Source organism: Flavobacterium sp. ACN6 (assembly GCF_002304005.1).
Lineage (GTDB): Bacteria > Bacteroidota > Bacteroidia > Flavobacteriales > Flavobacteriaceae > Flavobacterium.
Window position 1 is genome coordinate 107,965 of record NZ_MRCQ01000008.1, and the last position, 13,313, is coordinate 121,277.

General features: G+C 33.9%; 11 protein-coding genes. 9 read left to right on the forward strand and 2 right to left on the reverse strand.

The window, feature by feature from the left end; genetic code table 11:
* Positions 1–61: 61 nt before the first annotated feature.
* Together BSF42_RS13795 and BSF42_RS13800 are read left to right on the forward strand one after the other, a co-directional pair.
* Positions 62–415, forward strand: a complete 354-nt coding sequence (locus tag BSF42_RS13795) for a hypothetical protein (protein ID WP_095953670.1) — start codon at positions 62–64, stop codon at positions 413–415.
* Positions 416–490: 75 nt separating this feature from the next.
* A complete protein-coding gene (locus tag BSF42_RS13800) occupies positions 491–1,615 on the forward strand; it encodes a SprB repeat-containing protein (protein ID WP_095953671.1) in 1,125 nt (374 codons plus the stop codon).
* Positions 1,616–1,746: 131 nt separating this feature from the next.
* Here BSF42_RS13800 and BSF42_RS13805 read toward each other — a convergent pair whose 3' ends face one another.
* The gene (locus BSF42_RS13805) at positions 1,747–2,298 is read right to left on the reverse strand and encodes a hypothetical protein (RefSeq protein ID WP_095953672.1); all 552 of its coding nucleotides are present in this window, start codon (positions 2,296–2,298) and stop codon (positions 1,747–1,749) included.
* Between the two features lie 116 nt (positions 2,299–2,414).
* On the opposite strand from BSF42_RS13805, the gene BSF42_RS13810 reads away from it, so the two are divergent.
* From BSF42_RS13810 to BSF42_RS13840, 7 genes are all read left to right on the forward strand, one after another.
* Positions 2,415–5,189, forward strand: a complete 2,775-nt coding sequence (locus BSF42_RS13810) for a 2-oxoglutarate dehydrogenase E1 component (protein WP_095953673.1) — start codon at positions 2,415–2,417, stop codon at positions 5,187–5,189.
* A gap of 73 nt (positions 5,190–5,262) precedes the next feature.
* Complete coding sequence (gene odhB / locus BSF42_RS13815; protein ID WP_095953674.1) at positions 5,263–6,525, forward strand: 2-oxoglutarate dehydrogenase complex dihydrolipoyllysine-residue succinyltransferase; 1,263 nt, start codon at positions 5,263–5,265, stop codon at positions 6,523–6,525.
* Positions 6,526–6,724: 199 nt separating this feature from the next.
* Positions 6,725–9,208, forward strand: coding sequence for a TonB-dependent receptor (locus BSF42_RS13820; protein WP_095953675.1), 2,484 nt, complete (start codon positions 6,725–6,727; stop codon positions 9,206–9,208).
* Positions 9,209–9,267: 59 nt separating this feature from the next.
* On the forward strand, positions 9,268–9,600 hold the full coding sequence (locus tag BSF42_RS13825) for a hypothetical protein (protein ID WP_095953676.1): 333 nt from the start codon (positions 9,268–9,270) through the stop codon (positions 9,598–9,600).
* A gap of 14 nt (positions 9,601–9,614) precedes the next feature.
* A complete protein-coding gene (locus tag BSF42_RS13830; protein ID WP_095953677.1) occupies positions 9,615–9,917 on the forward strand; it encodes a hypothetical protein in 303 nt (100 codons plus the stop codon).
* Between the two features lie 5 nt (positions 9,918–9,922).
* Positions 9,923–11,473 (forward strand): PepSY domain-containing protein, encoded by a 1,551-nt coding sequence (locus BSF42_RS13835; protein ID WP_095953678.1) that lies wholly within the window; start codon positions 9,923–9,925, stop codon positions 11,471–11,473.
* A 277-nt stretch (positions 11,474–11,750) separates the two neighbouring features.
* A complete protein-coding gene (locus BSF42_RS13840) occupies positions 11,751–12,863 on the forward strand; it encodes a PepSY domain-containing protein (RefSeq protein WP_095953679.1) in 1,113 nt (370 codons plus the stop codon).
* A 50-nt stretch (positions 12,864–12,913) separates the two neighbouring features.
* Here BSF42_RS13840 and BSF42_RS13845 read toward each other — a convergent pair whose 3' ends face one another.
* Entirely contained in the window at positions 12,914–13,261 is a 348-nt protein-coding gene (locus BSF42_RS13845; RefSeq protein ID WP_095953680.1) for a toxin-antitoxin system YwqK family antitoxin, read from the reverse strand.
* Positions 13,262–13,313: the final 52 nt, after the last annotated feature.

A 13,313-nucleotide genomic window follows, 5' to 3' on the forward strand; every position in this document is an offset into this window, starting at 1 on the left:
TCAGTTTTCAGTGTCAGTTTTCAGTAAAATCTAAAATCAACAATCTAATATCTAAAATCTCATGTTTGTAGCACCAATTAGTACAGAAGCACTTTTAGATCAAGCGCAGGCAGAGACTTTATATTTAAGCCTGATTGAGCAGATGAATAAAGATTTTAATCTGGCGAATGAAGGAATTGATTTTCCATTAAGCATTTCTCCCGACGAATTGAAGATTCAGCTTCACGAAAAAATCTACCGCATGATTCAGTACAAATTTGCTGAATACCTGAATCTCCTTTACATTATTGATGTTCCCGAAAATGACATTAAAAAACTCGATGGCTCAGATTTAGTCATTCTGGCTGAACAAGTTGCCTTTTTAATTTTAAAAAGAGAATGGCAAAAGGTTTGGTTTCGGAATTATTATAGATAAAGACTCTAAATTTAAAATAGTTTATTATTTATTCCAGAAATAATTATAATATTTGTAGGACAAACTCCAAATCCTATGAAAAAAATTCTACTATTTATTTCTTTAACGATTTTACTAATTTCATCTGCTTGTTCATCAGAAGAAACACCTCTAACTCCAGAAAATCCTGAAACGCCAACTGAAACGCCTCCACTAACTGTAACAGCCACAAAAGTTGACGTAACAATTTATGGTAGCAGTGATGGTGCCGTTACAATAACTCCAACAGGAGGAACACCTCCATATACTATAACACCTTCCCAAACTGCTTTAGGTGCGGGAGATCATACATTTACCATTACAGACAGTAAAGGACAAACTATTACAATAACTACGCAAATCGCACAACCAAAAGCAACAATTCCTCAATCTGCTTTGCTTAGACCTGCAATAAAAAATATCAATAAAAATTCAACTACAGGAAAAACTACTGCGACCGCCAAACGCGTAATTAAATCCATTCAATTTGATAAGGACAAATATAAAATTGATGAAGCTTCTGATTATTCATTAACAGACAATTTATATTCTACAGTTGAAGACCAGCTTAATACAAATACTCCGAAGGGAGATATTAGAACCTATACCTATAATGATGCAGGTCAACTAATACAGATTTACATCCAAAAAGGACCAAATTCACTGGGCTCGTCTGGAATAGAATTTTCGTATGAATATGATAGTGATGGCAATGTTGTTAATAAAAATACACCTTACACGTATGAAAACGGATTAATTACAAGTGTGTTAATGGATGGCTATCTAACTCTGTATACTTACGACGCTCAAGGCAGAGTTATTAGCCGAAAAGGGAATCTTAATGCATCCTCTTTCGAATATACAGATCAGGTAGTAAAGGAAACCAGATTTGATGTCATTCCTGCCACTGGAGAAGTACCAACTGGAAGGATTATCGTAACAAAATACGACAGTACAAAAGCTGGAATTTATAATAACGAACCATATTATAAAATTGCCACTACATTTTCATCTATCCTTGGACAAACATTACCAAATCCATATTTGCATATAATTAATCAAACTATGATAGATAATGATGTAGTACAAAAATCACAATCGTATAAATATTTTTATGACACTGACGGATATCTTATAAAAGTTGATGATGGCATGTATGTAACAATTTATACTTACGAATAATAGCCAACAAATTGAAAATTATTTACTCCTAAAACTTATTTATTTCATTGTGCAATTCGATTCCATTTGTTTAAATAAGTAAATATAAACTTCAAATAATTTTAACCTTCGAATCTTAGAACCTCAGGAACTTAGAAATAAACCCTCACAAAAGGCATAAATCCAGATCCGTAAAGGCTTTTATTGGGATTGTATAAAACATCATAACGAGCACCAATAGTTACATTTCCAGTTCTGTAACCTGCACCAAGATACAAAGCAGTATTCCAATAACTATCAGAGAAAGCAGGTCTGTTAATATTAGAATCGTATCTTGTATCTACTCTCACCTGCTCCAATTCTGCAGACAATTGAAGTTCAGGAATAGGATTTACAAGTCCAATTAAACTACCTCCATAAACATACGATTCATAATAATCTCTTGAGTTTAAGTAACCAAATTGTAAACCAACACCAACGGCAACAATTTCGTTAACATTGTAAATAGCACTTGGCATAACAGAAATGTCTGTGTAACCAGAACCAATTCCTAAACCTAATCCGCCGCCAAATTGAACTTTTTCCCAGAAATGATTACTGTTGTCTATGACATATTTTTGTTGTGCGATAGAATAACTTGAGAATAAGACTGTCAAAATCACAAAATAATATTTGCAATCGATTGAAATTTGAATTTTATTCATAGTTAACGTTTATTTTAACAAATTTTTACGTAAAAGTACGTAAAAAAAAGATTTAAATAAATGTGATTGTTGTACTTTTGCCTTTCTATATAACAAAAAGTATATTCACTCATATTATGGATAGGTTTTCATTTTTAAACGCAGCGCATACCGAGTTTTTTGCACAATTATACGATCAATATTTAGTAAACCCAGACAGCGTTGAGCCTAGCTGGAGAAGTTTCTTTCAAGGTTTTGACTTTGGAATGACTACTTATAACGACGAAAATCCTGTGCAGACTATCGTTGAGTATGTGACTAACGACAACACAGATTACAGTCAGATTTCAGAAAAACTAAAGAAAGAATTCAACGTTCTTAAATTAATTGACGGATACCGTACGCGCGGGCATTTATTCACGAAAACGAATCCTGTTCGTGACCGTAGAACTTCGTCTCCAACATTGGATATCGAAAACTTCGGATTATCTACAGCTGATCTTTCAACTGTTTTTGATGCGGCACAAACTATCGGACTTGCACCATCTTCTTTACAAGATATTGTAAATCGTCTTAAAGCGATTTACTGCCAGCATATCGGTATTGAATATATGTATATCAGAAATCCTGGCGTTGTAAAATGGATTCAGGATAAATTGGCTGTAAATGTTAATCAGCCAAATTTCTCTACAGAAGAAAAAAAATCGATCTTAAATAAATTAAACGAAGCTGTTTCTTTTGAGAACTTTTTACATACTAAATATGTAGGACAAAAACGTTTCTCATTAGAAGGTGGAGAATCTATTATCCCGGCTTTAGATGCTTTAATCGAAAAAGCTGCAGAACAAGGTGTTGAACAATTCGTAATGGGAATGGCTCACCGTGGCCGTTTGAACGTTTTGGCAAACATCTTCGGAAAATCTACTCAGGATATTTTTGGTGAGTTTGACGGTAAAGATTACGATCAGGAATATTTTGACGGTGACGTAAAATACCACTTAGGTCTTACTGCCGACAAAAAAACAAGATCTGGAAAAAGCATCAACATCAATTTAGCACCAAACCCTTCTCACTTAGAAACTGTTGGAGCTGTAATTGAAGGAATTACAAGAGCAAAACAAGATAAATATTTCCCAGAAGATTTTTCAAAAGTATTACCTATCGCCTTACACGGAGACGCTGCAATTGCAGGACAAGGGATCTTGTATGAAATCATTCAAATGGCACAGCTTGACGGTTACAAAACTGGAGGAACAATCCATATTGTAATCAACAATCAAGTTGGTTTTACTACAAACTATTTAGACGCTCGTTCATCTACTTATTGTACAGACGTTGCCAAAGTAACGCTTTCACCAGTTTTACACGTAAATGCTGATGATGCTGAAGCTGTTGTACACGCAGTATCTTTTGCATTAGATTATAGAATGCAGTTTGGACGTGACGTATTTATCGATTTATTAGGATACAGAAAATACGGTCATAACGAAGGTGATGAGCCTCGTTTTACACAGCCGGTTTTATATAAAATCATCGCAAAACATAAAAATCCAAGAGATATTTACGCTGAAAAATTATTGTCTGACGGCGTAATCGATGCTTCTTATGTAAATGCTTTGGAAAAACAATACAAATCTGCTTTAGAAGAAAACTTAGAAGCTTCTCGTAAAAAAGATTTGACAATTATAACTCCATTCATGAAAAACGAATGGGATGGTTTTGTTCAGGTAACTGATACACAAATGCTTCAAAAAGTAGATACTACTTTTAATAAAGAAGGATTAGATTCTATCATCAATACAATCTCGACGTTACCAGAAGACAAGAAATTCATCAATAAAATAACTAAAATTGTTACTGACAGAAAAACAGGATACGACAATAACACTATTGATTGGGGAACTGCAGAAGCTCTAGCTTACGGTTCACTTTTAACAGAAGGATTTGACGTTCGTATTTCTGGTCAGGATGTTGAGCGTGGTACATTCTCTCACCGTCATGCAGTAGTTAAAGTTGAAGATTCTGAAGAAGAAGTAATTCTTTTAGATGCAATCGAAAACAAAAAAGGAAAATTCGGCGTATTCAATTCTCTTTTATCTGAGTACGGAGTTCTTGGTTTTGATTATGGATATGCATTGGCAAATCCAAATGCATTAACAATTTGGGAAGCACAATTTGGAGATTTCTCTAACGGAGCTCAAATCATGATTGACCAATATATTTCATGTGGTGAAGATAAATGGAACAACCAAAACGGAATTGTTTTATTATTACCTCACGGATATGAAGGACAAGGTGCAGAACACTCTTCTGCAAGAATGGAGCGTTACTTACAACTTTGTGCAAGACAAAACATGTATGTTGCCGATTGTACAACGCCAGCCAACTTTTTCCACTTGTTAAGAAGACAAATGAAAACGAATTTCCGTAAACCATTGGTAGTTTTCTCTCCAAAAAGTTTATTAAGAGATCCTAGATGTGTTTCTACAGCAGAAGAATTAGCTACAGGAAGTTTCCAAGAAACAATTGACGATAATACAGTGGACAAAAAAGGCGTAAAAACTTTAGTATTTGTTACTGGTAAATTCTATTATGACATTACTGCAGAAAGAGAAAACAACGGAAGAAATGACGTTGCGGTTGTTCGTATCGAGCAATTATTCCCTTTACCAGTTGAACAGTTAAAAGCAATTATCTCACAATATCCAAATGCAGATGATTATGTTTGGGCCCAAGAAGAACCTAAAAATATGGGAGCATACAGCTTTATGTTAATGAACTTTGATCTTGTAAAATGGAGATTGGCTTCATTAAAAGCATACGCTGCACCGGCATCAGGAAGTTACACACGTGCAAAACGTCGTCATGCAGATGCAATTAGAATGGTATTCGATAAAAATTTATTCAGATAAAAAGAAATGTTTCAAGTTTCAGTCCCGATAACTATCGGGATTGAAACCATAAAAACCTTAAACAAAAACAAAGATGATTTTAGAAATGAAAGTCCCATCACCAGGGGAGTCAATAAAAGAAGTTGAAATTGCAACTTGGTTAGTAAAAGACGGAGATTATGTAGAGAAAGATCAGGCTATTGCTGAAGTTGATTCAGACAAAGCTACTCTTGAATTGCCTGCTGAAATGAGCGGTGTAATTACACTAAAAGCAGAAGAAGGTGATACAGTTGCAGTAGGTGCTGTAGTTTGTTTAATTGATACAGATGCTGCAAAACCTGCAGGTGATGCACCAGCAGCTCCAGCAGCTGAAGCTCCGAAAGCAGAGGCTCCGAAAGCAGAGGCTCCGAAAGCAGAAGCTCCAAAGGCAGAAGTAAAAGCTGAAGCTCCAAAAGCAGCTCCAGCAGCAACAAGTTACGCAGCGGGAACTCCATCTCCAGCAGCAAGAAAAATATTAGACGAAAAAAATATAGCTCCAGCAACAGTTTCAGGAACTGGAAAAGGCGGCAGAATTACTAAAGATGATGCTGTAAATGCAGTACCTTCTATGGGAACTCCAACTGGTGGAAGCCGTGGATCTGAGCGTACAAAATTATCTATGCTACGTCGTAAAGTAGCAGAAAGACTAGTTTCAGCTAAAAATGAAACTGCTATGCTTACTACTTTTAACGAAGTAAACATGACACCAATTAACCAAATTCGTAACGAATACAAAGATGCTTTCAAAGCAAAACATGGTGGTCTTGGTTTAGGTTTTATGTCATTCTTTACAAAAGCAGTTACAAGAGCTTTAGAATTATATCCAGATGTTAACTCTATGATGGATGGTGATTATAAAATCGCTTATGATTTTGCAGACATCTCAATCGCTGTTTCTGGACCAAAAGGATTAATGGTTCCTGTAGTTCGTAATGCTGAACTTTTGACTTTCCGCGGTATTGAAGCTGAAATTAAAAGATTGGCTTTAAGAGCTCGTGACGGTCAAATCACTGTTGACGATATGACTGGTGGAACTTTTACAATCACTAACGGTGGTGTTTTTGGATCTATGTTATCTACTCCAATTATCAACCCTCCTCAATCAGGGATTTTAGGAATGCACAATATTATTGAGCGTCCAATTGCTGTAAACGGAAAAGTTGAAATTCACCCAATGATGTACGTGGCACTTTCTTATGACCACAGAATTATCGACGGACGTGAGTCTGTTGGTTTCTTGGTTGCTGTAAAAGAAGCTTTAGAAAATCCAGTAGAATTATTAATGAATGGCGATGCTAAACGTGCTTTAGAATTGTAATCAAAAATAATTTTCAATAGTATAATAAGACCTGTTCATTTATTTGAGCAGGTTTTTTTTGCTTCAAGCAATTATTTCAAACCACTTTTTCTGACTAAAAATTTCTTCTTTAAAAAATTATTTAGAATAAATAAGAATAACTTGTATAATTAGCAATCAACTATTACATTTGCGCTATTAAAATCAATTCTAAATAAAAATGAAATTTAAATTTACAATTTCGCTTTTGACTTTATGCTTTATTCTGTTAACTGGAACATCTGTTTGGGCACAGCAGAAAGCAGCCGTAAAAGGTCAAATTAGTTCTAATGAAAATGAAACTGTTGATAATGTTTCTGTAGTTTTAAAAGGAACAAAAATTGGTACAAATACTGATGCCAATGGAAACTATGAAATTAAAAATCTTAAACCAGGTAATTATATTCTGAGAGTTTCTGCCGTTGGATTTACATCAAAAGAAAAAAGTATTACACTAAATAGTGGAGACGAAATAATTGAAAATTTTACTATTTCTTCAAATTCTGAACAATTAAGTGAAATTGTAATTAACGGAAATGCAAAGAAAAATACTTTTGCACGTAAAGAAACACAACAAGTTTCAAGATTACCTCTTAAGAATCTTGAAAACCCACAAGTTTACACTACAATTACAAGCGAACTTTTAAAAGAGCAAGTTGTTACAAATATTGATGACGCTTTAAAAAATGCTCCAGGATTAACACCGCTTTGGGCTTCTACAGGACGTGGAGGCGATGGAGCAGGTTATTTCTCACTAAGAGGATTTGCAGTACAGCCAACTATGATCAACGGATTACCAGGATTATCAAACGGAGGTTTAGATCCTGCTAATATTGACAAGATTGAAGTAATCAAAGGACCATCTGGAACTTTATTTGGAAGCAGCCTTATTTCTTACGGAGGTTTAATTAACTTAACTACAAAAAAACCTTACGATCGTTTTGGAGGCGAAGTGAGTTACATTGCAGGAAGTAACGGTTTAAACAGAGTAACTGCTGATGTTAATACTCCTGTAGATGAAGAACACAAAATTAACTTCCGTGTAAATACAGCTTACCACACTGAAAACAGTTTTCAAGATGCAGGATTCAAAAAATCATTCTTTTTTGCTCCATCATTATCTTACCAAGTAAATGACAAACTTTCGTTTTTCATTAATACGGAATTCATGAACAACAGACAAACTAATGCTACTATGTTATTTTTAGATAGAGGCGCACCGTTAAGAGTTCATAATATTAATGAATTAGGTTATGATAACAAACGTTCTTATACTAGTAACGAGTTGGCAATCGAAACTCCTTCGTACAACTTACAAGCTCAGATGAATTATAAATTTAATGATCAGTGGTCTTCTCAAACTGTTGTTTCAAGAGGCTCATCTTCATCTGACGGATACTATTCTTATATATATGAGGGCACACAATTTGCTCCAGATGAGATATCTGAAGGGATTGTTTTAGCACGTTACATGAATTACCAAAATTCAACAACGCTTACAACTGACATTCAGCAAAACTTCATTGGCGATTTCAAAATCGGAAACATGAGAAACAGAATCGTTGCTGGTTTAGATTACTTTAATAGAGGATTGATTGACAACAGTTCAAATTATGTAACAAATGGTACTATTTATATTGGTAATCTAGATGTAGCAACTGTAAACCAATACCTTTATCAAATAACTGACCCAACTAAATATATTACAAACGGAGATAATGGAAATCTAACTAAAGCAGGAACTGACGCACTTATAGCTGATGCTGGAATTAGCATGAACAGAACAAAACAAGAAGTTTACAGTGCTTACGTTTCTGATGTATTTAACTTTACTCCTGCTTTGTCTGCAATGGCGAGTTTACGTGTGGATCGTTTTATAACTGCTGGAAATGTAGCAGTAAAATCAGACGATTTTAATCAAACTGCTTTTTCTCCTAAATTTGGTTTAGTGTACCAGCCAATTCTTGATAAAGTTTCGATTTTTGCAAACTACATGGATGGTTTTGCTAATTCTGCTCCTGTGACAGAAATTTTAGCTGACGGAACTAGTCGCCCTAGAACTTTTAGACCAGAGCACGCTAACCAATTTGAAATTGGAACAAAATTAAATGTATTTAAAGATAAACTTTACGCTACATTCAGCTACTACGATATTCAAGTTAAAGATCAGGTTTACGTAGTTTACGGTGCAACAACTCAAACTGCTTACCAAGATGGAGCACAAAGAAACAAAGGTTTTGAAGCAGAATTTGTTGCAAATCCAGTTGCAGGATTAAACATTGTAGCAGGTTACAGCTATGTTGATGCAGTTTTAAATGCTGGAGATCCATCTTTCATAGGACACAGACCAGAAAGTTCTGGACCAAGAAACTTAGCAAATCTTTGGGCTAGTTATAAATTCCCAGAAGGCGATTTACAAGGTTTTGGTTTAGGTTTTGGAGGTAATTATGCTGATAAAAACTTAATTATGAACAGAAATGTGGTTGGTCAATTTGCATTGCCATCTTACGCTGTTTTAAATTCATCATTATTCTACGGAACAGAAAAATACACATTAACATTAAAATTAGACAATATTGCTAATGTTGATACTTACGATGGTTGGTCTACAATTCATCCAAGAAACATGAGAACTGTTTCGGCAAGTTTCTCTTATAGATTTTAATAAAAGAATAATTAAAACACCTTTCTATCATTAGAAAGGTGTTTTTTAAATTTAAGATTATGATTACTATTGCCAGTCTTATTGTTTTTTTAGCTTTTTATACGCTTTACTATACTTCAAAAAGAGCGGTTTTGTCGTATGATTTAGGTTTTGAGAAATGGATGCAGAAAAATCCAAAACCAACAAAAATCATCGGATTAGGGCTTTTAGTTTCAGCTTATATAATGTGGTTGTTTACACAATCTTTAGGCTGCGGTACTTTGATGTTTTTTATTCAGCTAATGACAGTTGGAAGTTTGATCATCATCCTTACACCATTAAAAAAAGTAAACAGCAAAGCACTTTTGGCTCTTTTGATTATCGTTGCCTTAGTAGAACTTTATTACAATTAAAATAAATTTGACCAATGCCAGCAAATTCAAAATATTTAAACCCATCCTTTTGGCCTCGTTTTACCAAAATTACTGCTGCTATTTTAGGAGGATACTTTGTTTCTGTTACTTTTCATTTGGCTTTAGCTTCTTGGTTTAGCCGTGCAGATGTTTTAATAACAATGGCTTTTACCGGTTTCATTCTTTGGGTTGCACTAATGGTCATTGCTTTCTTAGCCAAAAGCGGCTGGAAAATTTGGGGAATTTACATTCTGCTGACTTTGCTTTTTTGTCTTTTTATCTATTTGGGTCAAACTTATAATCATCCGGCGAAATAATTTTTATGAACAACCGTCATTATAATATCTATTTTCATACACACACTGTCAGCGGAATCGTTATCAGTGTAGTTCTTTTTGTAATTTTCTTTGCTGGATCTTTTTCATTTTTTCGAGATGAAATCATCAATTGGGAAAGAAGTGAATCTACAGCAATCACAAAAGAAATTCAGTTAGACTACGATAAAGCCCTGCAGCATTTGGATAAGAAATATATTTTGCATGGCCGAAACATTACAATTTCTAAACCTTCTACAGAAGAAAGGGTTGCCATTTACATGGAAGGAACCAAAGATACTTTGGCTCCAGCCAAACAAAAAGAAGGTCAGTTTTTCTATTTAAACACCAAAAATTTTAAATCTTTTACTTACGAAGAATCGTATTCTCTAGGTGAACTTTTATATCGTTTACATTTTTTAGCTCAAATTCCATATCCTGTTGGATATTATCTTTCTGGTTTTACAGCTTTGTTTTTCTTATTTGCAATCGTAACAGGAGTATTACTTCACTGGAAAAAAATTGTTTCAAACTTTTATATTTTCCGTCCGAAAGAGAAATTAAAAACACTTTGGACCGATGCGCACACAGCATTAGGAATGATTGGTTTACCTTTTCAATTTGTATATGCAGTTACAGGAGCCTTTTTTATGATTAAGCTTTTAATCGTGGCACCGGCAGTAATGGCTTTATACAATGGCGATCAAAGTAAATTATATAAAGAATTAGAATACACAGATCCAGATTTTAAATTTGAAAACAAGAAACTGGCAGCTCCTTTTACTATTGACGATCTCGTTGCTAAAACAAAAAAGAACTGGTCAGATTTTGAAATTACCCGTGTCTTTATTCAAAACTATGGTGATGCGAATATGCATGTTTTAGTTGAAGGTGAACTTTTAAGCCACAAAAAATTTACTGGAATTGGAAAGGTTGTTTACCGAATTGCTGACGGAAAAGAAATTGCCAAAAAAGACCCGATCTCTCAAACGAGCTATTTAGATGTGGTCAAAAATGTTTTGTACCGAATTCACTTTGGTGATTACGGCGGATACGCTCTAAAAATCGTAAGTTTTATTCTGGGAATCATAACTTGTTTTGTAATTATTTCAGGAGTTATGATTTGGCTGGTTGCGAGACAGAAAAATAATATGCCTGAAAAGAAAAGACGTTTCAACGCAGCAGTTGTTCGTATTTATCTGGCCATTTGCTTGAGTATGTATCCAATTACAGCGCTCGCTTTTATTGGAAGTAAAATTTTCTACCCTTTAAGTCAGTCTAACTTGTTTACGCTTTATTTTGGAGGCTGGTTAGTACTTGCCATTTTCTTTATCATTAAAAAGAATGATACATTTACCAATAAATTCTGTTTGATTTCAGGAAGTATTTTAGGGTTTTTAATTCCAATTACTAACGGAATTGTTTCTGGAGATTGGTTCTGGACATCATTTATGCACAACAAAATTCAGATTTTCTTTATTGATGTTTTCTGGATTTTTCTTGCTTCAATTTCACTATATGTTGCTTATCATTTAAAACCCAAAAAAGTCGTTTCTTAAAAACGTTGTTTTTGCCGCGAAGGCACTAAGGCACAAAGTTTTATTTTAAAGCCACAGCTTAAAAGAATTGGAAAGAACTTTTTCAAATGGAAATAGTAGATAGTATTATTACTTGAAAATAAATCTGCTGAAATCTGTAAAAAAATGCGAGTAAAAACTTTGCGACTTTGCGTTTTTGCGAGATTTACTCTTTGCATCACATAACTGACAAACAAAATAACCCAGAATTATTTGTCCCATATAAATTTTGAGCATACTTTTACGCTTTTAATCAAAAATGGGATTCAAAACGCAAATACGTTTTCTACATAAATGGCTCGGATTAATTTCTGGGCTAATTGTTTTTATAATCAGTATTACGGGTTGTATTTTCTGTTTTCATGATGAAATAAAAGACATTACCCGAAAAGAATGGCGTTTGGTCGAACCTCAAAATAAGTCATTTATTCCACCCTCTGTTTTAGCAGCTAAAGCGAAAGAAATTGTTCCAAAGAATAACGCAAGTATGGTTGCTTATTATGGAAAAAACCGATCGGCAATTGTTTATACTTTTTCTGATACTGAAAATCTTTATCTCTATTTTAATCCTTATACAGGTAAATACTTAAAAACCGAAAATCCAGAAACTGATTTCTTTATTATTGTAGAATATATTCATTTGTATTTACTGCTTCCAGATTATATTGGAAAACATATTATTGGCGGTGCGACTATTATATTTATTCTTTTATTGATTTCCGGAATTATACAATGGTGGCCAAAGAAAAGATCTGATATTAAAAGAAGCTTTACTGTAAAATGGTCTGCCAAATGGCGTCGTGTTAATTACGACTGGCATAATACTTCTGGTTTTTACATTTCGATTATCGCTTTGATTTTAGCCATTACCGGACTTACTTTTACATACGAATGGGTTGGCGACGGAATTTATAAGACATTTAATTTTGGAGGTGACAAAGCAATAGAAACAAAATTACCAGTGATTGATACAACTCAATTCAAAACAAATTCTATTACTGCTATTGATCGTGCTTTTATGGAAACTGCAAAGCTGCAGCCAAATGCAGAAATGTTTTTCATATCAATTCCACAGCAAAAAGGAGATATTATAAGTACAGGTGCTTATCCGCGTACGTTGCGATACAATCATCAAAGCAATTACTACTTTCATCCCAATGATGGAAAATTGATTGGAAAACAGCCTTTTGAAAATAAAACTCTCGGTCTGCAGGTAGTCGAAATGAATTACGGAATTCATACTGGGCAAATATTAGATTTACCTGGAAAAATTATTGCTTTCATAGTAAGTCTATTTGCTGCTGCTCTGCCCGTGACTGGATTTATAATTTGGTATGGAAGAAATTACAAAAGCAAAAAAACAAAAGCATAAAAAAACCGTCCTAAAAGAACGGTTTAATACTATAAGAAATCTTCGTTTAATTAATTTCTATTGGCTACAGCGTTTTTCTGCAGATTCTTAACGGAACTAACTTTACTGTCTACATAAGCTACTTCTGAAATATTTTTTTCATTAAAATATACCCATTTTCCTGTTTTCAATCCTTCAGCATATTCTCCTTCAACAGTTTTATTTCCGTTTTCATCATAAGATACCCAAACACCGTCCAATTTTCCATCTTTAAAAAAGCCTTCCTGCTGTATTCTGCCATTGTCAAAATAATAAGTAGCTTTTACTTTATTTCCAACAGTTTCTAATTCAGGTTTACTTTCTTGTGCTGTTAGAATTCCAGAGAATAACACAGCCGCTAAAATCACACACTTTTTCATATCTTTAGGTATTAAATGTTATCAAATTGTAATCAAATATAGTTAATTGTTT